This window comes from Salibacterium salarium (genome assembly GCF_030813635.1).
GTDB lineage: Bacteria > Bacillota > Bacilli > Bacillales > Marinococcaceae > Salibacterium > Salibacterium salarium.
On the sequence record NZ_JAUSUM010000004.1, the window covers coordinates 21,649 to 46,459 of the forward strand.

At 39.1% G+C, this 24,811-nt stretch carries 22 protein-coding genes, 1 pseudogene, 1 riboswitch and 1 other annotated feature; of the genes and pseudogenes, 16 read left to right on the top strand and 7 right to left on the bottom strand.

Going from position 1 to position 24,811, the window contains the following annotated elements:
• The first annotated feature begins 72 nt into the window (after window positions 1-72).
• Together J2S78_RS14315 and J2S78_RS14320 are read left to right on the top strand one after the other, a co-directional pair.
• The gene (locus J2S78_RS14315) at window positions 73-330 is read left to right on the top strand and encodes a hypothetical protein (RefSeq protein ID WP_306899658.1); all 258 of its coding nucleotides are present in this window, start codon (window positions 73-75) and stop codon (window positions 328-330) included.
• Between the two features lie 86 nt (window positions 331-416).
• Window positions 417-500, top strand: a pseudogene (locus tag J2S78_RS14320) (Lrp/AsnC family transcriptional regulator); the annotation flags it as partial.
• Window positions 501-629: 129 nt separating this feature from the next.
• On the opposite strand, the gene J2S78_RS14325 reads toward J2S78_RS14320, so the two are convergent.
• A complete protein-coding gene (locus J2S78_RS14325) occupies window positions 630-1,520 on the bottom strand; it encodes a LysR family transcriptional regulator (protein WP_306899660.1) in 891 nt (296 codons plus the stop codon).
• Window positions 1,521-1,640: 120 nt separating this feature from the next.
• Here J2S78_RS14325 and J2S78_RS14330 point away from each other — a divergent pair, with 120 nt between their 5' ends.
• From J2S78_RS14330 to tyrS, 4 genes are all read left to right on the top strand, one after another.
• A complete protein-coding gene (locus J2S78_RS14330; protein WP_306899663.1) occupies window positions 1,641-2,525 on the top strand; it encodes a DMT family transporter in 885 nt (294 codons plus the stop codon).
• Window positions 2,526-2,634: 109 nt separating this feature from the next.
• Entirely contained in the window at window positions 2,635-3,099 is a 465-nt protein-coding gene (locus J2S78_RS14335; protein WP_306899665.1) for a DinB family protein, read from the top strand.
• 225 nt (window positions 3,100-3,324) lie between these two features.
• Entirely contained in the window at window positions 3,325-3,795 is a 471-nt protein-coding gene (locus J2S78_RS14340; RefSeq protein ID WP_306900265.1) for a MarR family transcriptional regulator, read from the top strand.
• A 21-nt stretch (window positions 3,796-3,816) separates the two neighbouring features.
• Window positions 3,817-4,042 (top strand) — a binding site (T-box leader).
• Window positions 4,043-4,086: 44 nt separating this feature from the next.
• Window positions 4,087-5,316: a tyrosine--tRNA ligase gene (tyrS, locus tag J2S78_RS14345; protein ID WP_306899666.1), complete on the top strand. Its 1,230-nt coding sequence runs from the start codon at window positions 4,087-4,089 to the stop codon at window positions 5,314-5,316.
• Between the two features lie 564 nt (window positions 5,317-5,880).
• On the opposite strand, the gene J2S78_RS14350 is transcribed toward tyrS, so the two are convergent.
• Both J2S78_RS14350 and J2S78_RS14355 read right to left on the bottom strand, forming a co-directional pair.
• Complete coding sequence (locus J2S78_RS14350; protein ID WP_306899667.1) at window positions 5,881-6,084, bottom strand: hypothetical protein; 204 nt, start codon at window positions 6,082-6,084, stop codon at window positions 5,881-5,883.
• Window positions 6,085-6,090: 6 nt separating this feature from the next.
• Entirely contained in the window at window positions 6,091-6,303 is a 213-nt protein-coding gene (locus J2S78_RS14355) for a hypothetical protein (protein ID WP_125557952.1), read from the bottom strand.
• A gap of 233 nt (window positions 6,304-6,536) precedes the next feature.
• On the opposite strand from J2S78_RS14355, the gene J2S78_RS14360 reads away from it, so the two are divergent.
• The 8 genes from J2S78_RS14360 (at window position 6,537) to J2S78_RS14395 (ending at window position 18,073) form a co-directional block, all read left to right on the top strand.
• A complete protein-coding gene (locus J2S78_RS14360) occupies window positions 6,537-7,064 on the top strand; it encodes a hypothetical protein (protein ID WP_306899671.1) in 528 nt (175 codons plus the stop codon).
• Window positions 7,065-7,390: 326 nt separating this feature from the next.
• Window positions 7,391-9,178, top strand: a complete 1,788-nt coding sequence (locus J2S78_RS14365; RefSeq protein WP_306899673.1) for a methyl-accepting chemotaxis protein — start codon at window positions 7,391-7,393, stop codon at window positions 9,176-9,178.
• The gene (locus J2S78_RS14370) at window positions 9,175-10,257 is read left to right on the top strand and encodes a sugar ABC transporter substrate-binding protein (RefSeq protein ID WP_306899675.1); all 1,083 of its coding nucleotides are present in this window, start codon (window positions 9,175-9,177) and stop codon (window positions 10,255-10,257) included. Before J2S78_RS14365 ends, J2S78_RS14370 begins: the two co-directional genes overlap by 4 nt.
• 277 nt (window positions 10,258-10,534) lie before the next feature.
• Complete coding sequence (locus J2S78_RS14375; protein ID WP_306899677.1) at window positions 10,535-11,491, top strand: AAA family ATPase; 957 nt, start codon at window positions 10,535-10,537, stop codon at window positions 11,489-11,491.
• Window positions 11,492-12,688 (top strand): DUF58 domain-containing protein, encoded by a 1,197-nt coding sequence (locus J2S78_RS14380; RefSeq protein WP_306899678.1) that lies wholly within the window; start codon window positions 11,492-11,494, stop codon window positions 12,686-12,688.
• A gap of 13 nt (window positions 12,689-12,701) precedes the next feature.
• Window positions 12,702-14,852, top strand: coding sequence for a transglutaminase TgpA family protein (locus J2S78_RS14385; RefSeq protein WP_306899679.1), 2,151 nt, complete (start codon window positions 12,702-12,704; stop codon window positions 14,850-14,852).
• A 129-nt stretch (window positions 14,853-14,981) separates the two neighbouring features.
• Window positions 14,982-16,520, top strand: a complete 1,539-nt coding sequence (gene guaA / locus J2S78_RS14390; RefSeq protein WP_306899680.1) for a glutamine-hydrolyzing GMP synthase — start codon at window positions 14,982-14,984, stop codon at window positions 16,518-16,520.
• Between the two features lie 18 nt (window positions 16,521-16,538).
• A riboswitch (purine riboswitch) is annotated at window positions 16,539-16,639 on the top strand.
• A 123-nt stretch (window positions 16,640-16,762) separates the two neighbouring features.
• The gene (locus J2S78_RS14395) at window positions 16,763-18,073 is read left to right on the top strand and encodes an NCS2 family permease (RefSeq protein WP_306899682.1); all 1,311 of its coding nucleotides are present in this window, start codon (window positions 16,763-16,765) and stop codon (window positions 18,071-18,073) included.
• 214 nt (window positions 18,074-18,287) lie between these two features.
• On the opposite strand, the gene J2S78_RS14400 is transcribed toward J2S78_RS14395, so the two are convergent.
• Genes J2S78_RS14400 through J2S78_RS14410 form a run of 3 tightly spaced genes read right to left on the bottom strand, consistent with a single transcriptional unit; the run spans window position 18,288 to window position 20,544 of the window.
• Window positions 18,288-19,319, bottom strand: coding sequence for a TolB family protein (locus J2S78_RS14400; RefSeq protein ID WP_306899684.1), 1,032 nt, complete (start codon window positions 19,317-19,319; stop codon window positions 18,288-18,290).
• Window positions 19,320-19,360: 41 nt separating this feature from the next.
• Window positions 19,361-20,224, bottom strand: a complete 864-nt coding sequence (locus J2S78_RS14405) for a permease prefix domain 1-containing protein (protein WP_306899685.1) — start codon at window positions 20,222-20,224, stop codon at window positions 19,361-19,363.
• Complete coding sequence (locus tag J2S78_RS14410) at window positions 20,221-20,544, bottom strand: PadR family transcriptional regulator (RefSeq protein ID WP_306899687.1); 324 nt, start codon at window positions 20,542-20,544, stop codon at window positions 20,221-20,223. Before J2S78_RS14410 ends, J2S78_RS14405 begins: the two co-directional genes overlap by 4 nt.
• A 324-nt stretch (window positions 20,545-20,868) precedes the next feature.
• Here J2S78_RS14410 and mqo point away from each other — a divergent pair, with 324 nt between their 5' ends.
• Window positions 20,869-22,371 (top strand): malate dehydrogenase (quinone), encoded by a 1,503-nt coding sequence (gene mqo / locus J2S78_RS14415; protein WP_306899689.1) that lies wholly within the window; start codon window positions 20,869-20,871, stop codon window positions 22,369-22,371.
• Window positions 22,372-22,527: 156 nt separating this feature from the next.
• Window positions 22,528-23,628: a TDT family transporter gene (locus tag J2S78_RS14420; RefSeq protein ID WP_306899691.1), complete on the top strand. Its 1,101-nt coding sequence runs from the start codon at window positions 22,528-22,530 to the stop codon at window positions 23,626-23,628.
• A gap of 126 nt (window positions 23,629-23,754) precedes the next feature.
• Here J2S78_RS14420 and J2S78_RS14425 read toward each other — a convergent pair whose 3' ends face one another.
• A complete protein-coding gene (locus J2S78_RS14425) occupies window positions 23,755-24,636 on the bottom strand; it encodes a YitT family protein (protein WP_306899693.1) in 882 nt (293 codons plus the stop codon).
• Window positions 24,637-24,811 lie beyond the last annotated feature (175 nt).

Below are 24,811 nucleotides of genomic sequence, written 5' to 3' on the forward strand. Positions count from 1 at the left end.
CTTTTCTTTGAGGATGGGCAATTTTCGTAATAGGAGATGTTAAAATTTTAATGGTTAAAGGAGACATTGAAAATGCCGTGGTCAGATATAAGCTCATTAATTATAATACTCGTACTTCTAGGTTGGTGTTTTAGTTTAATGCGTAAAAACGATGCTTTAAAAAGAGAAAACATCAAACTATTAGAGGAAACGGGGAAATATGAAGATATAAAAAGCGAAGCAAAAGAAATATTAAGCACATCAACAGAGGTGAATACCGTTAAATCATTAAGAGAGAAGCATGGCTTGTCTTTGTTAGATGCGAAAAAAATCGTGGACTCAGTGAAATAATGTTAATCTTCAGGAAACGCGCGCTAAGGTTGTTGAATATTGTTAGGATGCTTAGGGTGAGAAAAGGTGCAAAAATAGCTGAATAACTGGGAGAAAAAGTGCATTTAACTGGACAAGTGGCTGCATCAAGAGTAACGAAATTAGAAGAAAATGAAGTGATTGAAAATTATATGAAACAAGGAAAAGATCAATCCATCGCCTAAAACAGTTTGCGGGAAAGTATGGTGTTCTCTACCTTTTCTGATTTAAGGGATGGATATTCTAGTATTCTGCCTGGACACTTTTATATAAGTGACTTTTTAAGATGTATAATTAGTCGCCACCCACTGAGTCACATGATCAATAAACTTTCGCGTTGCTGGTGACTTATCGAAATTTGCGGCTATACTTATCGTGCGGTGGCAGTCCTTTTCTAAATCGAGACTTTTCACGTCTGGTGGCAGATTTGTCAGTAACATTTGTGGAAGAATGCTAATCCCCAATTTGTTTTGTACCATCGATATGATTGCATAATCATCCAATAGTTCAAATACAACGTTTGCCTTCACTTTATTTGCTTTGAAGAATCTCTTTACATCATGATAGCCTTCATACTTGTAGCTTCCGTACCTTGGCATAATAAACGGCTCTTGTTCAATCTGGTCAAATAACACGTTGTCCTGCTGGGAAATAAGGTGATTTTTCGGAACAATAGAGAGCAGCTTTTCCTGTTTTAAGAAAACGACATCCAAAAGCTCGGACCTTACTTGATTCACAAAGCCGCAATCTATTTTTCCGCTAATAATCCAGTCCTCGATTTCTTCATAATCTCCTTCGTAAACTTCTATCGTAATCCTCGGATATGCTGATTTAAATTCTTTAAAAATACTGGGTAGCCAGTGGGAAGAGACGCTCGTAAAGGTACCTATTCTTATAGTGCCAATCTCCAATCCTTGAATAGCATTCGCTTCCTGGTTCATCTTTTCATTTAGGTTTAAAATCTCGTGTATGTATGCTAATATACTTTCCCCATTCACCGTTAGCGTTAAGCCGGATCGTCCCCGGTTTAATAACGAAAACCCAAATTCTGCTTCGAGACCGTTAATTGCATGGCTGACAGCAGACTGGGTCAGGTTCATTTCCTCGCCAGCTTTTGTGAGGCTTCCTCGTTCTACGACTTTGCTAAAAATCTCGTATTTTACCAGTGACATAGGATACCTCCATTTACATTAATTTTATTCATGTAAGGTATGATAAACATTCGTTTTATTTATATAAATTGTACCTTTAAAATGTAAATGACACAAACCGAAATGGAGGTATCTGAATCAATGAGTATGCAGCTAAGAGCAGATATGATGATGATATTAGTTACGGTTTCTTGGGGCACCTCTTATGTGTTTATGAAAATGGGTCTTGGCTCTATAGAAGCTTTCAACCTTGTTGCTTTACGCTTTGGTATTGCTTTTCTTTTTGCAGGGTTGCTTTTTTATAAACGATTAATAAAGGTAGACTTGAAAACCGTGAAGTACGGGATGATTTTAGGATTTATTTTATATCTTGTATTTACGTTTATTACATTTGGTGTGAAAACAACGTCAGCATCCAATGCAGGTTTCATTGTCAGTCTGGCCGTCATTTTTGTACCTGTTTTGTCTGCTCTGTTTTTAAAACAAAAAATTGGGCCGCGTGTATTTACCGGCATCTTTTTATCATTGCTTGGTATCGGATTATTGACTTTGAACCCTCAATTACAAATGAATCCGGGGGATGTACTGTGTATGTTGGGAGCTTTAAGTTATGCCACATATATTCTAGTTACAGGATCACTGACCAAAAATGTTGATTCTCTTAGCTTAGGGATTATCCAGCTCGGTTTTGTTAGCTTGTTCGGACTGATTTCATCCTTCATGGCTCCAGAAACCACTGTTCTACCTGACACAGCAGGATCATGGTTCGCAATTATTTCCCTAGGAATTTTCTGTAGCGCTATTGGTTTTACGATACAAACCATTTCGCAAAAATACACGACACCGACCAATACTGGCCTTATTTTTTCATTGGAACCTGTTTTTGCTGCGGTTTTTGCATTTCTTGTCCTCGACGAGAAATTTACAGCAAATGCATATATAGGAGCGGCCCTCGTATTGACGGGTGTACTGCTTTCACGTATAGATGTAAAAAGAGTGTTTCTGAAAAGAGGGGAATCCGTTTAGTACTGATTTAACAGACACTTATAATTAAAACTCATTGTATGTTAGGTGAGAATTTGAAATAATTGGTACACATTGTAAAATATAATGAAGGAAAGGACACGATGCAAAGATGAATGAAGAAATGATTTTCCAGCAAGTTAACTTAATTAGGCAAAATACATTGAAAGAGATAGAACATTTATCAGAAGAACAAGCAGACCAAAGGCCGGAAATATTCCCGAACACGATTCGTTGGAATCTAGGCCATATCTACACGGTTCAAAATGTTATGCTTTCACATTTTGGCGGGAAAAATATCGATACTCCTTCTCGGTATCTTGAACTGTTCGTCCCAGGAACAAGACCAGATGAGTGGCAAGGTGAGGTGCCGTCACTCGATGAGTTGAAACAACATCTTGAAGAACAACCGACAAAGCTAAAAGAGGCTTTAATCGGCGAGATGGATGAAAAAGCAGCAAAACCATTTCAATCACTATCAACCGTCGGCGAAATTTTGAATTTCACGACGTATCATGAAGGATTGCATGTGGGGACGATAAAGGCGCTAAAAAAAGCGAACAGCTTGGGGAAGTAAGAGAGATCTGTACTGAAAAAGAAAGTTTCATGAATCGTAAAAAAAGTACTAGCGCCAAGATCGTGGGGCTCGTATAATATGGCGGTTATACATTTGATTCAGTGAGTATATATTGTGTTATATTCTTTTTTTTGATAAACTCATTTCATAGCTAACGATTCTGAAAATAATGAGGTGGTTTCCGTTCATTCGTTTAATCATGATAGTGAATTACTTCCAGAAGAAATGGATACGATAAACCTTTTGACGAAAATGCCTTTAGACTCTTTAAATTTAGATGCTATTGCGGTTGTCACCAATATGTACCGTATAGCACAAGGCTTGCGAAATAAAATGGAGCGCGAAGTTCTCGCTGACTATGGTTTGTCTTGGACTTCCTTTTCGATCCTTTATGATTTATGGGTGTGGAAAACGGTAGAAACTAAAAAACTAGCGGAGCTCTCAGCAATAACCAAAGCAACCGTAAGCAATATTACGAAAACGTTAGAACGAAAAGAACTATGCGAGCGGAGTACTGACAATCGTGACCGGCGAATTACGTATCTTTCCATTACAGAAAAAGGAAGGGAAGTCATGCAGGATTTATATCCACAATTTCACCAAGGAGAGGTCGAGATTGTCAGCGGTTTGAGCATAGAAGAAAAAAAACAAATCTCGGGATTGCTTAGAAGAATAATTAAAGAGAATAAGTTCTAATTTCATGTGTAAAAATGAATATAAAAATCGATGAAAGAAATCCAGTAGTAGCCTATCTCCCTTTTCGAGAGAGTCGGTGGGTGGTGGGAACCGATATAAAGATAGCTATGAATTACCTTCTTGAGATGTCTTTGTGAACGTTCAGTAGCAAAGAACGGGCATGCCGTTATCTAAACGAGTGGAAGAATGGACTGTATTCTTCTATAAGGGTGGTACCGCGTACAAAAAATACAACCACGTCCCTTTTTGAAGGGGGCGTGGTTTTTAAATTTTTCATTGGAGGAATGTTATATGAGCACATTTATGGAGCAATTATCAGACGAACAGATAAAAGAGGTACAAAGACAAGTGGATATTTACAGCCAAGGAGCTCAAGAGATCATACCGACGGAAGAGTTAGAAAATAAAGTGGCAAAATCTATTGTGGAAGGCCGGCCCTTAAAAATTAAGCTAGGACTAGACCCTTCTGCCCCAGATGTTCATCTAGGTCACACGGTTGTACTGAATAAAATGAGACAATTTCAAGAGAACGGTCATACCATTCAACTAATAATCGGGGATTTTACTGGAAAAATTGGAGATCCAACAGGAAAGTCCATTGCCAGAAAGCAGTTGACTAACGAGGAAGTTATGCAAAATGCCAAGACTTACTTTGATCAATTTGGAAAAGTAATAGATATGGAGAAAGTAGAGCTTCACTACAACTCGAAATGGCTCGATCCATTACATTTTGAAGATGTGATCAATTTGGCTGGAAAGGTTACCGTGGCAAGGCTTCTTGAACGAGATGATTTTGAAGAACGTATGGCTTTCAGCAAGCCTATCTCCCTACACGAATTCTTTTACCCCGTTATGCAGGGATATGACTCCGTTACGTTAGAGAGTGATATTGAACTTGGTGGAACGGATCAACACTTTAATATTTTAATGGGGAGGCATTTTCAAGAGAGATATGATAAGGAACCGCAAGTAGCAATGCTAATGCCTTTATTAGAAGGTGTCGACGGTGTGGAAAAGATGTCTAAATCAAAGAATAACTACATCGGAATTTATGAAAGTCCTAATGAAATGTACGGAAAGGCGATGTCCATTCCAGATGAGTTAATCAGCAAGTACTTGGAATTAGTTACAGATTTATCTCCGGAACAAGTTCAAATAGCATCAGGTGAACAGAATCCAAGAGATGCCAAAATGTTATTAGGAAAATCAATTGTACGGATGTACCATGGTATGGAAGCGGCTGAACAAGCGGAACAGAACTTTATCTCCGTCTTTCAAAAAGGGAAAATGCCGGATGATATCCCAGAATTTAAATGGGAAGGGGACAAAGAAGTGTCTATTGTAGATTTGCTTGTTCATCTAAAGCTACTAACTTCCAAAAGTGAAGCTCGACGTATGATAGAAAATAAGGGAGTCAAAATAGATGAAAAAAGAATAGAGGACACAAACCAGCAAATCATTCTGACTAATGATTTAATTGTGCAAGTAGGGAAACGAAAATTTGTTAAAATAAAGATATAAAGAAGATAAAGGTGCAACTACTATGTTGTACCTTTTTGTTTTGGTGGTCCGCAGGAAACTTAGAAAGAGTATATAACGACTACTAAAGGAAAGAATTTAGTTCTTCCATGTTAAAATGAAATGGGTTTCTTTATTGCTTTTATTTGCTTTCATTTTAATAGGCTGCCAGAGTGATAATCTTCATCGACATAACACTTATACATCGGAGCTGTTTTAGTAATGGGGAGTAATTTTTTGGAAATGTAAATTCCAGTAAAGTAAGAAAGGAGGAAGAGATGATTAGTGTGTTAAAAGATCAGAAGGGCAGGAGCTTTCTTATAATGATGATTTTATCACTATTATTGATTTGGAATAAGATGATATTATTCATCGTTGGGATAACTCTTTTGTTCTTTGTAGAGTTATTTGTCTCTATGCAGCAACATAACCTTTCTAAATTTAAAGACGTAGCCCAACATATAGTTATATTAACTTTTATAGCATTAGGAGTTTTTAATGATAATATAGTGTATATAATTATCGGCTTCTTCTCGCTGTTGTTTATTAATTTATTATTAAAAATGTTCATGAGTAGAAGCTGAGTAAATGTATAAATCCAGCAGAAAAATATAGAGATGTGATTGTTTGCAAAGCTATCTCATCATCATTCTTTTTCAAAACAACGCAAGGACGTTTCTGACTAATACGGACGTTTCCAGTTTTGTTATCTTTAAACGTTATATCTACTAATAGAATATCTCTTATTTCAGGATAATTTGCTTTGCTCATATATCATCATTCATCCCATATTTTTCGCTGCTTTGGATCGTTGATATCAATTACAATTTTTCCGTCTTCCATTTCGAGTTTTGGACGTCCTTGCCCTTGTTTCCTTAATATCTCTTCTTGTTTTCTGTTAATCTCTAATAACTCTTCGATTCGTTCATCTATTTCTTCTTCAGTCATGTTTTCATACTTTTCAGCTAACTTTTTTTCATTTTCATTCATGCAGAATGCCCCCTTACGCACATTTTAGTATTATTGTGTTAGTGTACTGTTTAAATACAACCATGACAAGGGTTTTATTACTTATGTATTATTATGTTATTGAACCATTGTGTGATTTGTGGTACGTGAATATTTTTAATATATAATTCGTTTGATGATAAATCCCCTTTATTTTTCCAAACATTAATGTTTACGTTTCTGGTACGAGTAGCCATGGCGTTGAAACTTATGGCGTGGACGGCATCAACATCGGAACCGTAACAGCTCGAGATACTGGCTATTCGGGTTTGCTGCTGAACGATACGATTAATGCGACAGTGGACTTAGTTGACGGCGAAGGTGCCGGGACAGGTACTGGTTATGCTGCATTTCGTATGGCTAATAGGAACGGGCAAATAGACAGTAACTATTCTACGAACATTAACGTAGGTGAAGTGAAAGCTCGTGGCGGTGGGCGTGGTATTTTCTGTGTTTCTGAAAGCGGCGGCGCCAATATTGAAAGCGTTAATATTTCTGGAACTGGAAGTAATGCTATGTTAATTGAAAATTGTCACAATATTAATATTGGAGAAGAAGGAGGTATCGTTGAAGGTCCCGGAGATATCCGCATAGCGGCTCGCGATGAATTTGCCAACACATCAAACATTACTTTAGAAAACTTCACTTTACGAAATTCAGCTATCAATGAATCACCATGCGGAGAAAATATTAATATTCGAAATATTAACTTGGAAAACAGCGAAATTCATTCGTGTAATTAGAGAAAAGAAACTGATTTTTGAGAATGGTAAGCGGGCAAAAACAATAGAAGAAGAGGTTGATCACATTTTTGTGGTCAATCTTTTTTTTACTAGCGGAATGACACCTTTTACTGGCCAAAGTCTATTATTTACTAGCCAAATTTGCTATTTTACTAGCCAAACCAGTAGTTACTGTCCAAACCTGCATTTTTACTGTCCAAAGATTTATTCAGCCTATTATACATTTTATATCAACATGTGATGAAATATGACGATATAACTACTGTGGTTTTACGAGTATGGGTCTAAAGATTTAAGAGGGACGTTATGAATGGAGGTTCGATGTGATGATAAAAGATATATGGCGGAATCGATCGATTGGGGGAAAGTACGCAGGTGTTTTTGCGGTCGTTATTTTGACTTTTGTTTTGTCATTAATTGTTACGTATTGGCTGCTTTCCAATACCAACGATTCTGTCCAAGAGACGAGTGTTAAAAACGATGTCGTCAATGATGCATCAGAGTTAATGTCTTTATATCAACAAAAGTATTTAAATATTCCTGAATACATAATTATTGAGGACGATGAGCGGTTAGAGAACTACTTATCGCTAAGTGAGCAGTTTGTTGAGACGGCAAAGAGACTGCGGGGAAATTTAGCTACGGAAGAACAGATGTCTGTATTAAACCAAATCATCGCTAATAATCATGCCTTGGACGAGTATTACTTTAGTGAAATTGTACCAAACGTACAACAAATCAACACCGACACTTTTACGGAATTACAAGACAATGCCGATGAATTAAAAAACGAAACGATGGCTTTAGGGGACTCTCTTAAGGAAGAAGCTATTACATCTAATGCGTCTTCGATAGAAAACGCAGAGAGTAGTATTAATACGACAATTCTTATTCTTATTATATCTGTGATTATATCTATCATTATTTCTACCGCGCTTCTTTTCTTTATCAGCCGGTCTATACGAAAGAGTTTGACAAAAGTTGTAGAAACAAGTGATCAGATTGCGCGTGGCAACTTAAATGTGGACAGTCTTGAATATGACAGCCGAGATGAAATTGGTATGTTATCTAAATCGATTAATGAAATGGGAGCAAGCCTAAAAGAAATGATTGTTGAAGTTTCGACTTTATCAAATTCTGTTGATTCCCAAGTTCAAACATTTAGGACTACGTCAGGTGAAGTGAAAGAAAGTAGTGAACAAGTGGCTGTTACGATTGAGGAACTTGCGACCGGTGCGACCAATCAAGCGAATGAGGCAACCAGTATTTCCGAGCGCACGCAAGATCTTAATAAAAAAATCATTGAAGCGAGCGACAATGGAGAGCAGTTGGCGACTTTCTCTAAGGATGTTCTAAGCGTTTCGGTAGACGGGGATTCTCAAATGAAAGAATCACTGAATCAAATGACGAAAATAAATGATATGGTTGAACAATCTGTGACGAAAATTAATCAATTGGAGGAGCAAACAAGTTCGATTTCTGAATTTGTTAGCGTTATTCGCTCCATTGCTGAACAAACAAATCTACTAGCTCTCAATGCTTCGATTGAAGCAGCACGAGCTGGAGAAGCAGGCAAAGGGTTCGCTGTTGTTGCTGATGAAGTACGAAAACTGGCAGAGCAAGTGACATCATCTGTGGAAAGTATTACAGAAATTGTGGATACGATTAAAGGTGAAACAGGAAAAATGGTCACGGACTTAACGGAAGGCTACGAAGAGGTTAATAAAGGAAAAGATCAAATCGAGACTTCTGGTGCGTATTTCTCTGAAATTAAAGATAAGGTTTCGAACATGGTGGAGCGGGTTACAGAAATTTCTAATTCCCTTTCTACCTTCAATGTGACGAGCCAGGAAATCAGTAAGTCGGTTGAGCATATTGCTTCCATTTCAGAAGAATCCGCAGCTGGATCAGAAGAGATTTCAGCTTCTGTCAACGACCAGCAAGAGTCGATAAATCAAGTATCAAGTGGAGCAGTTGAACTGACACAAATGGTAGAACGAATGAACGGGCTAATTCAACACTTTAAAATTGATGAGGAATCCAATCAACCAAATAAGACAATAGAAACAATACAGTCGGAAAAGGATGAAGACGGGAAGGAGGAAGACGAATGAGGGTTTCGACAAAAACAGGACTTACGATAGCACTGACAATTCTGCTGCTTATGATTACAGCGGCTTGCAGTTCGGAAGAATCGTCGTCTGAGTCGGCGAATTCATCGGATGAAGCAGAAGAAACAGTGGATGAAAAACTTCGTTCGAACCAAGAAGATCCTTATATAGGGTTTGCGATTGATACGTTGCGAGAAGAGCGTTGGTACCGTGATAAAGAAGCTTTTGAAGGCGCGGTAGAAGAACAGGGTGGACAGGTAAAGACGTTGGCTGCCAATGGTAATCAAGATGTGCAGATTCAGCAGGCACAGCTTTTGATAAATGAAGGAGTAGATGTTCTTGTAGTCGTACCGACCGATGCGAGTGGAGCAGGAGAGGTTGTTAAGCTTGCTCATGAAGCAGGCGTGAAGGTTATTTCCTATGACCGTCTTATCACTGACGCTGATGTAGACTATTATTTGTCATTTGATAATGAAAAAGTTGGGGAATTACAAGCAGAAGAAATTCTTAACAACGTGGACGAAGGCGAGTTTGCTTATGTCGGGGGCGCAGAGTCCGATAATAACTCTATTTTGTTTCGTCAAGGCGCTATGAATGTACTAGAACCGCATATTGAATCGGGTGCTATTGATCTTGTGTATGACAATTATACAACAGGCTGGGATCCAGAGGTTGCAAGAGATGAGCTTAGTTCGTTTATCAATTCAAATGATGTAGATCTCGACGCAGTAGTGGCCGCCAACGATGGAACAGCTGGAGGAGCGATTGAAGCTCTTGGTGATCAAGCTGGTGACGTCGAAGTTTCTGGACAAGATGCCGAACTAGAAGGTGTTCGTCGTGTTGTAGAAGGCACGCAAACAATGACGGTTTATAAATCAATGAATCTCATTGCAAACAGAGCAGCGGAACTTGCCATGGATGTTGCTACTGGTGAAGACATATCGACAGAGACAACTATTGATAACGGGCAAGGTGACATTCCGACAACTTTGTTGGAACCTATTGCTGTAACAGAAGACAACATTGAAGAAACAATTATTGAAGAAGGTCACCTCACCGAAGAAGAAATTTATGGTGATTAAAAACGTGAAATAGTAACAGTGATATAATCAAGAAATACTCCGATAACGAGTGTTTCTTGATTATATTGATAATGTATTAGTGACCTTTAGGGGCACTAATTTTTTTTATAAGATAAAAAAATTCATAAAAATGTACCTGATGAAACAGGTTCCTGTCTTAAAATAAAGACAAGTTATGGAATGAACGTGCCATTCACACAAACGAAGACAATATATGATAATATGAAATGGAGTGAATGGAACAGTAGCAGAAAGAGTAGGTATAGGGGGAATAGCAGTGGAGAAGGAACGTTCTGCCTTACATGATGTAATTGAAAATATTGAACGCGTCGTCGTTGGAAAACGCGAAGAAATAGAATTAAGTTTAACCGCTCTACTAGCAAAAGGTCACGTTTTACTTGAAGATGTGCCAGGAGTAGGGAAAACGATGATGGTTCGGGCTATCGCTCGTTCTGTCGGTGCTGAATTTAAACGGATTCAGTTCACTCCTGATTTATTGCCATCCGATGTCAGCGGTATTTCTATATATAATCAAAAAACACAATCATTTGATTTTCGTCCTGGACCTGTAATGTCGAATGTCGTCCTTGCCGATGAAATTAATCGAACGTCACCTAAAACACAATCTGCGTTGTTAGAAGCCTTGGAAGAAGGAAGTGTAACTATAGACGGACAGACTCGAACGTTGGAGGATCCTTTTTTCGTGATGGCTACCCAGAATCCAATTGAATATGGAGGGACGTATCCTTTGCCGGAAGCGCAACTGGACCGTTTTCTCTTTAAACTAAAAATGGGATATCCTTCGTACGATCAAGAACTTGAAGTGTTAAAACGTGTGGAACAAAAGCATCCAATTGAGGCATTAGAGGAAGTTCTCTCTTTAGAAGAAATTTTGAAAATGCAGGAGGACGTCACGTCTGTTTATGTGGATGATGCGGTCAAGCAGTACATTATTTCCATTGTAAATGAGACAAGGACGCATCGTGACGTGCAACTAGGTGTAAGTCCACGTGGTTCGATTTCATTAATGAAAGCTGCCCAAGCATTTGCTTATTTAAAAGGGCGGGATTATGTCATTCCAGATGACGTTAAACATCTTTCCCCTGTCACTTTGTCTCACCGGGTGATTCTGCGCTCTGACATGCAGGTTGTGGAAAAGGATGGAGAAGATGTCATTCGTGACGTATTGTCGACGTTACGCGTTCCTTTGACAAAAAAGGAAGCGGTGCAATAAATGAGTGTCGGCCGTCTGTTCGTGAAAGCCGGAAAACTCCTAAGTTTAATTATTGTTATAGGGACGTTGTACGCTTATGCTATGTTTCAGGGAGGATTTGTCAGCTGGTTTTTGTTTTATAGTGTCGCAAGCATTATAATCTGTAATATGCTTTTTATGCTCTATCCATTACGTTGGATTGAAGTGGAGCGCCGGTTTGATAAAAAACTTCTTTCGTACGATGAAAAAATAGAAATTACCCTACTGTTAAAAAAGAAAATCCCCTTTCCTTTACTGTATATCAGCGTTATGGATACAGTACCTTCAGGTTTGGAAGGAATGGGGAAGACCCCTGGAACGATTTTTTTCTTTACTGGTGCTAAGCAGTTTTCGTATGCATACGATATTCGGGGCGGTAAACGTGGAGAGTACTGGTTTTCTCCGATTACGTTAAAGACTGGAGATTTATTTGGTTTTTTTCATAAAGAATACCAAGTTGATATAGAAGATTCACTGACTGTTTTACCACGTTTGCGTCCTTTGAAACGATGGAAAACATTGTGGAATGACAATCAGGAGACAACACCCGTTACTGCAAAATTAATGGAAGATACTTTTTCTGTGGCGGGGGTACGTGATTATGTCCCCGGAGACAAACTGACGAGCATCGATTGGAAGGTAACAGCACGGGCTGGAAAACTAGTAACAAAAGAATTTGAGTCACAATCAGGCAAAGGATACACAGTGATTTTGGATAACACTGGCAAGTTCGAATTGGACAAGATGTTTGAAGAGAGAATAGAATTTGCTGCATCTCTCATTGATGATTGTTATAAACAGGCCATACCAGTAGGATTTGGTGTTTCAACGGGAGAAGCGTTATTGGTAGAAGAAGGGGCAAAACTTAATCATTTTCAAACCATTTATCGTGAGCTTGCTAGATTAGAAAGAATTGATATGGATTCTGATACTTTTTCCTTTATCAAACAATCTGTTCGAAACCGCTCGATTGTATATATTACGTCCGATATAACGGCTGAACGAATGAATGAACTGGAATCTCTTTTAAAATATAGAAACGAATTAGTGATTGCGCTATGTTTATATGAAGACGTTACAAATCGAGGCTTAGAGGATTCGATACTTACATTGAAAAAACAGGGTGCAAACATTGTGTTTATCCAGTCGGATTCGTCTGTGTTTGACGTGACTTCTTAGAAGGAGGTTTCTGATGGCAAGCTCTAAAGAACAAACCCCGCGTCTCTTTCTAACTTATATGCTCGGTTATCTTATACTAATGGAATGGTTGATACCTCTACCTGAAGTAACGCAAACCGGCTATGTTACTGTGTTCATGGTAGCATCAGCATTCTTTTTTTTGGTTATGTTTTTGCAATTTTCATGGTGGATCTGCCTTTTATTGTTCACAGGCGGGATATTATTTGGAATTCATACTATATTTTTTGATGTGCCTTTTTTGGGAACAGAATGGTGGTCCGTATTGTTTACGGATCTCAGTCAAAATGTTCAATATATGTTGAACGGTGAGTGGTATGGATTAAGCGATTTATTTCGTAGTTTACTTTTCTTAGTATTGCTTGGGATTATGAGTTATTTAATCTTTTTTTGGATTATCCATGCCCGTCGAATAACGTTTTTCTTTGTGTTCACGGTTATTTATATAGCCGTTATGGATACTTTTCTTCCGTATAATGGTGGATTCGCAATGGTACGCGTTTTTTTATTAGGTTTTATATTGATGGCGCTGCTTCATTGGGATAGACTTTCCATTCATTTTTCAGGTGTTAAAAAACAAAAATTTACTTGGATAAAGTGGACCTTTTTGTCTATCTTTATTTTGGTTATTGCTGCAGGTATAGGGATGATGATGCCAAAACCCGAACCACAATGGCAGGACCCAGTTCCATTCATAGAATCTGCTACCGGTATAGATAGAGACGGAAATAATGCAGAAGATCGAGTGAGAAAGATTGGTTACGGGGACAATGACGAAAGACTGGGTGGCGGCTTTGAGATGGATGAAACTCCCGTTTTGACGGCAAGAGGGGAAGATGCCGGATATTGGCGCGGTGAATCAAAAAATGTATACACTGGACTTGGCTGGGAATCCGACACCCCGGAAGAATCTAGTAATCAAAGTGATTTTTTTGAAGATTCCGTGCAAACGGAAGAAATAGATATCGACGTCGAAATAGCAGATGATAGAAATTTTGCTTTTGCTTTTTATCCTGGCAGTTTACAAAGCCTCGAAGCCGAAGAAGATATAGAGTTACAAGTGGATCGTTATTCCGGCAAAGCGAGTATGTTTGAAGAAAGTGACGCTTACGAAGCAAATGCGTACACCCTAACTTATGAAAATCCTGAGTTTCCTATTGAGAAGATGCAAGATGACTCTCTAGAGGACCCAGAGGAAATAGAAGAGCATTATCTATCATTGCCCGATGATTTGCCATCTTCTATTGGTGAATTAGCAGAAGGACTGACAGAGGGTGAACACAACCGCTATGACAAAGTGCGAGCGGTAGAAAGTTATTTGAATGGACCTGATTTCACGTATGATACATCGAATATTGCTGTTCCGGAAGAAGGGGAAGACTACGTTGAACAGTTTTTATTTGAGACACAGCGCGGCTATTGTGATAATTTCTCGACCTCTATGGCTGTGATGCTTCGCACCCTTGATATTCCTGTACGATGGGTGAAAGGTTTTACCAAGGGGGAAGAAGTAGATAGAAATGGAGAGGAACAAGTGTATGAGGTAACGAGTGCCAATGCCCATTCCTGGGTGGAAGTCTATTTTCCGGAAGTAGGTTGGGTTCCTTTTGAACCTACTAAAGGTTTTGGTTCTGAATTTGATTACACTTATAATGAAGAGAATAATGATGAGACAGATGAAGAAATGGAAGCAGAAACAGAAGAAGAAGAGGAAGAAGAGGAAGAAGAATCAGAAGAGGAACAAGAAGAAGAGGAAGAAGATAACACGGATGCAGCGGGCTTTAATTTTCCGATGTGGCCGATTTTCCTAGGGGCAGTTTTTATTGTCCTTGGTACCTTGTATGGCCTACGTTTTACTCTTATTAAAAAAGGCATGATTTATCGATTCAGGCATTTGCAAGATTCTCATTCTTTCACAAAAGCATTTCACTCCTTGTTAACGTTTCTCCGATATGCAGGGGCTGGTCGTGAAGATGGAGAAACGTTGCGCGAATATGGGGAACGAATAGACTATTTATTTGAAACAGAGGACATGAGTTACTTGGTTCAAGAATATGAGAGACTGCATTATGGACAAAGAGATTCCACAAATTGGTCGGAATCATTGACGGCTTGGACTAACTTGGTGAACAGGATTAAGGCTTGACCGCCTTATAGCCTACTGCTAAAATTATAGGCATGTTTAAAACAAATGGACGAAGAAATAATGAGTTGTTAAAGGATAGAACAACCTGTGGAAGTAATCTTGATTATGAAGAGTAAGGTGGAATAGAGCATGGCGAATGACAATGAAATGATTGTTGTTCTCGATTTTGGAGGGCAATACAATCAGCTGATTACCCGCAGAATTAGGGATCTTGGTGTTTACAGTGAATTGTATCCTGGTTCAACGAGCGCAGAAAAGCTGCAGGAGTTACAGCCAAAAGGAATTATTTTTTCCGGTGGACCCGGCAGTGCATATGCCGAAGGAGCTCCAATGGCAGACCCGAAAATTTACGAGTTAGACGTTCCCATTCTCGGCATTTGTTATGGAATGCAGCTTTTAACACAACACTTTGGTGGAAAGGTCGAAGCTTCCAATCAAAAAGAGTACGGGAAGGCTACCCTTCAAATAGGAAATGACTCTTTGTTATATAAAGGACTGCCTAAGGAACAATCTGTCTGGATGAGTCATGGTGATTTAATCGTAGAACCGCCCGAAGGCTTCGAAACCGATGCAACCAACCCTTCTTGTCCGGTAGCTGGCATGAGTGATAATCAACGCAACATGTACGGTGTTCAATTTCACCCGGAAGTTCGCCACACAGAGTATGGCGATGACGTGTTGAAAAACTTCGCTTTTGCTATATGTGAATGCGCAGGACAGTGGACGATGAGTAACTTTGTCGATGAACAGGTTGAATTCATTCAACAGCAAGTAGCGGATAAAAATGTCCTCTGTGCCTTAAGCGGCGGTGTTGACTCCTCTGTTGTCGCAGCTCTTATCCACCGTGCAATTGGGGATCAGTTGACGTGTATGTTCATTGACCACGGGTTGCTCCGTAAAGGAGAAGGAGAAAGCGTCATGCAGACTTTCGCCGGTGACTTTAACATGAACATGGTAAAGATAGATGCACAAGATCGGTTCTTGAACAAATTGAACGGAGTATCAGATCCGGAAGAAAAGCGTAAGATTATCGGCAATGAGTTCATTTATTTGTTCGAAGAAGAAGCTGGGAAACTTACTGATATGGACTTCTTGGCACAAGGAACGCTTTATACGGATATAATTGAAAGCGGCACGGACACAGCGCAAACGATTAAATCTCACCATAATGTTGGTGGCCTCCCAGAAGATATGAACTTAGATTTAATCGAACCACTGAATACCCTTTTTAAAGATGAAGTCCGTCAACTCGGTAAAGAACTCGGTGTTCCTGATGAAATTGTATGGCGCCAGCCGTTTCCAGGACCGGGACTTGGTATTCGTGTACTTGGTGAAATTACCGATGAAAAACTAGAAATTGTCCGCGAATCTGATGCTATCCTGCGTGAAGAAATAAAGAACGCAGGCTTAGATCGTGAAATTTGGCAGTACTTCACTGCGCTGCCGGATATGCGCAGTGTGGGAGTAATGGGTGACGCAAGAACGTATGACTACACGGTCGGTATTCGTGCTGTAACATCTGTTGATGGTATGACTTCAGATTGGGCAAGAATCCCTTATGATGTACTTGAAAAGATTTCTACTAGAATTGTCAATGAAGTACAGCATGTGAACCGAGTGGTGTATGATGTTACATCTAAGCCGCCTTCCACCATTGAGTGGGAATAATTATTCAGCGCTAATAATCAAAAAATGAATATGTTTTTTCGTATAATAGTGGGAATAGGGCCCACTAGTTTCTACAGGCTACCGTAAAAAGCTTGACTACGAAAAGGAACGCTATCAATAAGAAGCTGGTGTATTTCCAGTCTTGGCTTCATGTTGATGATGTGTTGTTTTTTTAGTTAATGCTTCAGGTGGTAATAATACTACCTGAAGCATTTTATTTATATAAAATGGGGGAATGACTGTTGCATCGTTATTTTGAATTTAAAAAATGGAACACAGGTTATAAAAAAGAAAGTATGGCAGGGTTAACAACTTTTCTCGCAATGGCGTATATTTTATTTGTTAACCCAAGTGTTTTGTCGGATGCGGGGATGGATGAAGGTGCTGTCTTTACGGCAACAGCTGTGTCTGCTGCGATAGGAACACTTATTATGGGACTTTTAGCAAGGTATCCTATCGCACTGGCGCCGGGCATGGGGTTAAATGCCTTTTTCACGTACACGGTTGTTTTGAATATGGGGATTGAGTGGCAACTGGCTTTATTCAGTGTATTTGTCTCAGGTATTATCTTTATTATTATTACGTTGTTTGGCATTAGAGAAAAAATTATTAACGCTATTCCCGCTCAGTTAAAATACGCATCGGCCGCCGGGATTGGGTTGTTTATTGCATTTGTAGGGTTGCAAAATGCTGGTATTGTTATTCCAAATGAAGACACAGCAGTAGCATTAGGTAACATGACAGAACCGACGACAGTATTAGCCTGCTTTGGCTTAGTTGTTACTGTTGTGCTTATGGTGCTTGGATTTCGCGGTGGTATTTTTTACGGTATGGTGGTTACAGCAATAGCTGGTATTATTGTTGGGATTATCGGTCTTCCACAAGGGATTATCGGCTCGATTCCTAGTGTGAGTCCGACGTTTGGCTCGGCCTTTACGTTCCTTGGGGAGGTAGATTGGACCGGACAGTTATTTGGGCAAATGTTTATTGTTGTGCTGACATTTTTATTTGTCGACTTTTTTGATACAGCGGGAACTTTGTATGCTGTGGCGAATCAGGCTGGTTTTATAAAGAATGATAAACTTCCAAGAGCCGGAAGATCTTTATTGGCTGATTCTTCGGCCACATCCATTGGTGCGATATTTGGAACTTCGACTACAACAGCTTACATTGAATCGTCCTCTGGTGTTGCGGCAGGCGGACGAACAGGATTTACGTCTGTAGTAACAGGACTGTTGTTTATATTGGCTCTTTTCTTTTCACCGCTTCTTGTCGTCGTCACCGATCAAGTTACTGCTCCGGCTCTTATTATCGTAGGTGTTCTGATGGCATCTTCCCTTCGATTGATTGAATGGGACCGACTAGAAATTGCCTTACCGGCGTTTTTAACTGTTGTTGCAATGCCAATGACATACAGTATTGCAACAGGGATAGCACTAGGGTTTATCTTTTATCCGATTACGATGTTGTTGAAAGGAAAAAGAAGTGAAATCCATCCGATTATGTATGTGTTATTCTTTGTCTTTATTATATATTTTGCGTTTTTAGGTTAAATCAAAACACAAACCATGGTTTGGTCCGTGGTTTGTGTTTTATTAAAAGATAAGAAGGTATAAAATTTTAGCGTTTTCGGGATCCAGCTTCAGCGTCAGCCGCTCGGAGCCCATATGAGGTCTGGCAGGATGCAGGTCCGTTCGGCGTTGCCACAGGACATGGCGTTCTTAGCCGAACTTCCATTACAGGGCGCTTGCGCTTTTATTATTTCATTTACTCCTGCTGACTGTGGTCAGGTATCTCGATAATAATTTGTTTTTGTTCATTCCCATTATCGCTGATTTTCCAGTATTCATAATCCGTTTGGCGGCCAGCAAAATTCTGGTCGACCGTAACCAGTAATTCTTCGCCATTAGGGAAGAATACAGGTTCTGTTACATGTTCATGAAAATTCGTGATTTGTTCCACATCTTTTCCATTCGTTTTCATCGTAAAGACTTCATATTGGAAGGTTCCTATGTCTGATGTATCTGCTACTTCTGAAAAAGCGATAGTATTCCCGTCTGGAGAAATGGCAGGAGAACCGACAACGGAGACATCCCCTGTATCTGATTCATATTGCGGTTCGGACGAAATCGTCTCTGTATTCTTATTTTTTAAATTTAGTCGTTGTATGACATCTTTTTCATTATAGAATGAGTACGTTAAATACTTTTCGTCGTCCGTGACTTGCAGGGATGATAGGCTGTAAAAATTAAACTTGGTAATGCGTTTGGTTTCTTTATTTTCAAGATTCATTTTATAAATGTCAAAATCCTGGGGGCTTTCACCGTCTCCATAGTAATTTTCTACGTAGCTTCCAGCTTTAATTAAGAAAATATGTTTCCCGTCTGGTGCAAATACAGCTTCTTGAATGTAGTGATCAGGACTCTTCAAAGGCTCGCTTTGTTCTGTTTCAAAATCATATATCATTAGTTGATTGTAAGGCTTTTCTTCTTCTTCCCATTCTTTGATGTACAATAGTTTTGTATCGTCAGGAGAGTAGGCTGGTCGAGCATAAGAACCAACAGTCTGTGGTGGAAGGAGCTGCTTCGCCTCTCCGCCGGAAGCAGGAGCAGTATAGAGACCGGACTCTCCCTCTTTATAATACGAAAAGGCCATTTCTTCCCCGTTGGCAGAAAGGGCAGGAGAGCGACCGAACCCTGTATGCTTATTGGGATTTTCCTCTGCAAATGTGCCGGCCCAATACAACAAGGCGAAAGCAGTGACTATTATCGATAAAAAAATAGTATTTTTCTTTTTCAAGGACATGTCATCACCTTTTCTGGTATAAATAATTCCTCTTATTATATTGCTGAAGCAATCGCAAATGGAGATACTGCAGCAATGATTAAAAAGCCGAATCCGATGGCAATGGCAGTTAAGGGACGGTTTTGTATAAGTTTCATCTGAAATTTAAAGAAAATCAGCCATGCGATGATACTAGATAAGGGAATCAATAAGATCCAATCATAGCCACCGAATATCATCATGGCATATATGAAAAACAAGGCAGCTGCACATATCATGATTCCGAAAGTGACGTTTACGGTGTAACTCACTTTCATGATGGTCCTACGTTTTTTGGCAATGGGTGTTTGACCAGCAGAGTAGTAAGAATTTCTTATGACAAAAAAGATACATAAAAGAACCATGATTACCAAATAGACCCAGAAGACAATCGTTTGTTTTCCGGGGGTTTGTTCTACTACACTAAGATTTAGTCCGTTCCACATAGCAGCGATAAGTACAATGACATTTAATGACCAGTAATAACGTCCCATAAAGGCGATGTTGATTGCAGATAACGTGACGGCACTCCCGATAATCATTTGAATCAACAGCCAAATCGGTTCGTCCTCACCGGAGACGAAACTCATATTTATATAGAAAAGGGCTCCGAACAGCAAAGAAGCAATCCCAATGAAATACAATAAGCTGCGCTGATGTGGGTACATCGTTTCTTGAAGACCGTGACCGATAATGTCGGAATTTCCAAAGTCTTCTATCGCTTGTTTTTCTGCTTTTTCTTCAGCGATTCCTTGACTCATATAATGGTGTTTTGCTGACTCTAAATGACTCATTAGTTCTTCTTTAATGTCCTCCCGTTCATCAGGAGGGCTTTGCATTTGATCCAAGACTTGATTTATGTGCTTTTCCAAACGGTTCATAAAAAGTCCTCCGATGTTCTCATAATCAATTCATTTACACTTTTCCATTGGTCAAGCTTTTGATTGAGAATCGTCCGTCCTTCGTCGGTGATTTTGTAGTATTTCCTTCGTCCATTTGTCGTTTCCGACCAATAGGAAATAAAATATTGTTTTTTCTCCAATCTCTTCAATGCAGGATACAGGGTTCCTTCACTCATATTGTAAAGATTTTCGCTTTGCTCTTTTAAATGTTTGACGATTTCATAACCATACATATCATTTTTAGAAACTAAGCTGAGCATAAGGATATCGATGCTGCCTTTCATAATTTCTCGATCCATCATTTCACCCCTTTCACTGTATTCATAGGAACCATTGTAAAACGATGTGCATCGTATTGCAAGTTATATGGGATATTTTTGTAAAATGTATATGAATGAGAAAATAAATAATGATAAGTTTGCCTTTCCAATGCAAATTTTCCTTATATATATGTCATGCTCGAAAATCTTATAGAACAGGAGATAGATTTTATTATCTAAAAATAATTGTAATATACTATGATAAGTTTATAATTGAGATAGAAAATATGTGACCAAGTTGTATCTTAACTTGGTGTGACACCTACGTTTTTTTAGTAAATTTTAGGGGAAAGGTTGGTAAAAATGAGCAACACAGAAACGGAAACAGATATCATCTTAATTGGTGCAGGAATTATGAGTGCGACTTTAGGGACACTATTGAAAGAGTTAGCACCGGATTGGAAGATTAGAGTGTTTGAAAACCTCTCAAAGGCAGGAGAAGAAAGCTCAAACGAATGGAATAATGCAGGGACTGGGCATGCGGCACTATGTGAATTGAACTACACAAGCGAAAAAGAGGATGGATCGATAGATATTAATAAAGCTGTAAAAATTAATGAACAGTTTCACGTTTCAATGCAGTTTTGGTCTTATCTCGTAAACAGTAAGCTGATACATAATCCGCAAGACTTCATCAGAAGATTTCCTCACATGAGTATGGTACAAGGGGAAGAAAATGTAGCTTTTTTAAAGAAGCGTTTTGAAACGATGTCAAACAATCCTTTATTCAAGGAAATGGAATTTTCCGATGATCCAGAAAAACTGATGGAATGGATTCCACTTATAATGAAGGATCGTTCACTGAATGAAGCAATAGCAGCAACCAAAGTCGATTCCGGAACGGATGTTAACTTCGGTGCTTTAACACGTATGCTGTTTGACAACTTAGAGGCTACAAATGTCGATGTCCAATACAAACGTAGTGTTGAGAATATGAAACGTGCCAGCGATGGTTCGTGGGAATTGAAAGTAAAGAATAATGACAATGGCAGTGTTGAACACCATTCGGCTACATTCGTATTTATCGGGGGTGGGGGTGGAAGCCTTCATTTACTGCAAAAATCCGGCATACCTGAGAGTAAACATATTGGCGGGTTTCCAGTAAGCGGAATCTTTATGGCATGTAATAATCCAGAAGTGATAGAACAACATCATGGAAAAGTGTACGGGAAAGCGAAGAAAGGTGCTCCGCCAATGTCTGTTCCGCATCTTGATACTAGATATATTAATAACAAAAAATCTTTATTGTTTGGACCATTTGCTGGGTTTTCCCCAAATTTCTTAAAAACTGGTTCCATGTTCGATTTACTAACTTCTGTAAAACCGAATAATGTATTAACGATGCTCGCCGCGGGTGCCAAAGAAATGTCATTAACAAAATATTTGATTCAGCAAGTGATGTTATCGAAAGAACAGCGTATGGAAGAGTTACGTGAGTTCATGCCGAGTGCCAAGAGCGAGGACTGGGACTTAGTGGTAGCGGGCCAACGTGTGCAAGTAATCAAAGATACAGAGGCAGGAGGAAAAGGAACACTTCAATTTGGAACGGAAGTGATCACAGCTGAGGATGGGTCGCTCGCAGCATTACTAGGCGCTTCTCCAGGAGCTTCTACAGCCGTCCACGTTATGCTTGATGTACTTCATAGGTGCTTCCCGGAATATATGGAAGAATGGGAACCGAAAATCAAAGAAATGATTCCTTCCTATGGCGAATCGCTAATGGAAAATCCAGAACTTCTTGATGACATTCACAGATCCACATCGGAGACGCTTGGTTTAGCTGAAAAAGAACCGGTTTTTAGTTGAATCTGTACGCGTATAGAAATATCGGAAAAAATAAACGCTGCTTACTAGTAAAACGAGAATTTGCTTCCCGAATTCATATATCTAAGGGCTTTTCCTGTTAAGAAATTAGTCATATAATGTAGAAATGTGTAATAATTCGAAACAGGTGAAGTCGGTATGAAGAATGTGAAAATTATCAATCCAGCGGCAGGTGCTATTGTGATGGCGCTTGGAATTTTCCTGTACGCTGGGATTGAAGCATTTCCGTTGCTAGATCAAATGCTTGGTGAAATATTAACGATTCTGCTTGGAATAATAGGTGTGGTCATTTATACATCACTTACTCGTCAGTTTTTACATAAGGATTTCCTGCTTCCTTTTTTAAGTAATCCTGTGAACTCTTTTGTGATGGGAGCTTGGATTGCTGGTATTTCCGTTTTGTGTAATGTTATTCTTAAATATTTTCCTGAAGTGATTGTATGGGTCCAAGTGATAGCGGTAGTTAATACATTGTGTTGGTTCGTTTTCTTAGGGTTTTGTGTGTATAATTTTCAACAATTATGGAAATGGCAGGCAAGCTATTCCATCCACGGGGTTATTTTGCTATCAACTGTTGCTACTCAGTCTCTCGTCATTGTTTGGTCGGAATCACTGCCTTTTCTTTTAACTGACATGGTGGTCATTTCAGTACTGTATTTTGGTCTTTTCTTTTACTTGTGCGGTGTTTACTTGATTGGGGTTCGTTATAAAAGGGAAAAACAATGGACCCTCACAGAAGATTGGACGAATACGAACTGTATTATTCATGGCGCCTTATCTATTACTGGACTGGCTATCGTTTCAACGCAGTTAATGTCGAGTTTGTTTATCATGATATTTTGGGTAATGGTGTTTAGTTTACTGCTTGTGGTGGAGACTGTAGAGATAATGAGAGCTGTGACAAGAATTCGTGAGTACGGTTGGAGAAAAGGAATATTTACGTATAATATTAGTCAATGGTCACGGAATTTCACTTTTGGCATGTTCTATGCTTTTACGATGACAATGCACGAGAATCCTTATTATATGAACGCGATGTATCATTTTCATGAGGAATTTTTGACGTGGTGGGCATGGATTGTGCTTTTCACACTGATTGGTGAAATAGGCTTGTGGTTTGAGGCGAAATGGCATAGCGTGCAAAGAAAAAAGGAAAGTACTGCTTGTGTTAAACCTAGTCAAACGACTAGGAAGCAGGCAATCAGAATGAACGGCAAGTCGCACAATGTAAACCGTTAAATTTTTATACGACATTCGCCCGAGTTATTTACATATTTCTACGGGCGAAGTCGACAAATTTAAACTTGTAGGACCGATATGGGACTCGGTATATTGGAAGAAAGTCGTATTGTTGAAAATTTGGCCTTATTCTTGAGTGCTATGTTTTTCCGGATCAAATGTAAATCCTTCTCCCGCTACTTCTTTTACATCATGAACGGATACAAATGCGTAAGGATCGACTTCAGAAATAATGGTTTTTAAATGAATGAGCTGATTCCGATTGACAACACAATATAACACGTTACGTTCGTCTTTGGTGAAGCTTCCTTTTCCTGTTAAGACGGTAGATCCCCTTCGCATTCTTTTAATAATGGCATCTGAAATAGAAGATGTATGATTGGATATAATCATAGCGGATTTTGCGGCATTGGCACCTTCGATAATAAAGTCTATGACCCGAGCTGCTATAAATACTGCAACAAGAGTGTACATGGCTTGTGGTAGAGATAAGTGAACGAGGGAAAAAGTGATGACAAATGCATCAAACAAAAACATAGATGTTCCGATACCCATTCCTAAATATTTTTCAGCCAACCGTGCTATTATGTCGGATCCGCCTGTCGTCCCCCCGGCTCGAAAAATAATTCCTAAACCTGTTCCAGCAAACACACCGGCGAACAAAGATACAAGAATCATGTCGTTTTGCAAAAGGACCTCTGCATGCCAATAGTTTTCAAAAATATGAAGAGCGACAGAAACCATAATAGTTCCAAACAAGCTGTATATGAATACTCTTCGTCCTAATAATTTGTAACCGATGACGAATAAAGGGACGTTTAAAAGTAAGTTAGACACCGAAGGTTCTATGGAGAGTAAGTAATAGATGATAAGACTTAACCCTGTGAATCCACCATGTGCGAGTCCATTTTGAAGATTAAAATGGATAATACCAAATGCGAAAATGACTGCCCCAAAACAGATAATCGCGATGTTTGTGAGACGTATGCCTTGAAACCAATTGATCATTATGTTGTACCTCCTGTTTTAATATGAAATGAAACTTTTGACAGTATTACGGATGGATAATACATTGTCAAGTCAAGATAAGACTGTTGGTCATTTTTGCAGCCGTTGAACAATATAAGTGTAGTATTTACGTATTGTTTCTCTTTTAGGCTGATTGATTGAAATAGGAAATCAA

Bases quoted from the DNA above. Each gene is read 5' to 3' on its own strand.
- J2S78_RS14315 (WP_306899658.1), top strand. From the start codon at position 73: ATGCCGTGGTCAGATATAAGCTCATTAATTATAATACTCGTACTTCTA.
- J2S78_RS14325 (WP_306899660.1), bottom strand. From the start codon at position 1,520: ATGTCACTGGTAAAATACGAGATTTTTAGCAAAGTCGTAGAACGAGGA.
- J2S78_RS14330 (WP_306899663.1), top strand. From the start codon at position 1,641: ATGAGTATGCAGCTAAGAGCAGATATGATGATGATATTAGTTACGGTT.
- J2S78_RS14335 (WP_306899665.1), top strand. From the start codon at position 2,635: ATGAATGAAGAAATGATTTTCCAGCAAGTTAACTTAATTAGGCAAAAT.
- J2S78_RS14340 (WP_306900265.1), top strand. From the start codon at position 3,325: ATGGATACGATAAACCTTTTGACGAAAATGCCTTTAGACTCTTTAAAT.
- tyrS (WP_306899666.1), top strand. From the start codon at position 4,087: ATGAGCACATTTATGGAGCAATTATCAGACGAACAGATAAAAGAGGTA.
- J2S78_RS14350 (WP_306899667.1), bottom strand. From the start codon at position 6,084: ATGAGCAAAGCAAATTATCCTGAAATAAGAGATATTCTATTAGTAGAT.
- J2S78_RS14355 (WP_125557952.1), bottom strand. From the start codon at position 6,303: ATGAATGAAAATGAAAAAAAGTTAGCTGAAAAGTATGAAAACATGACT.
- J2S78_RS14365 (WP_306899673.1), top strand. From the start codon at position 7,391: ATGATAAAAGATATATGGCGGAATCGATCGATTGGGGGAAAGTACGCA.
- J2S78_RS14370 (WP_306899675.1), top strand. From the start codon at position 9,175: ATGAGGGTTTCGACAAAAACAGGACTTACGATAGCACTGACAATTCTG.
- J2S78_RS14380 (WP_306899678.1), top strand. From the start codon at position 11,492: ATGAGTGTCGGCCGTCTGTTCGTGAAAGCCGGAAAACTCCTAAGTTTA.
- J2S78_RS14385 (WP_306899679.1), top strand. From the start codon at position 12,702: ATGGCAAGCTCTAAAGAACAAACCCCGCGTCTCTTTCTAACTTATATG.
- guaA (WP_306899680.1), top strand. From the start codon at position 14,982: ATGGCGAATGACAATGAAATGATTGTTGTTCTCGATTTTGGAGGGCAA.
- J2S78_RS14405 (WP_306899685.1), bottom strand. From the start codon at position 20,224: ATGAACCGTTTGGAAAAGCACATAAATCAAGTCTTGGATCAAATGCAA.
- J2S78_RS14410 (WP_306899687.1), bottom strand. From the start codon at position 20,544: ATGGATCGAGAAATTATGAAAGGCAGCATCGATATCCTTATGCTCAGC.
- mqo (WP_306899689.1), top strand. From the start codon at position 20,869: ATGAGCAACACAGAAACGGAAACAGATATCATCTTAATTGGTGCAGGA.
- J2S78_RS14420 (WP_306899691.1), top strand. From the start codon at position 22,528: ATGAAGAATGTGAAAATTATCAATCCAGCGGCAGGTGCTATTGTGATG.
- J2S78_RS14425 (WP_306899693.1), bottom strand. From the start codon at position 24,636: ATGATCAATTGGTTTCAAGGCATACGTCTCACAAACATCGCGATTATC.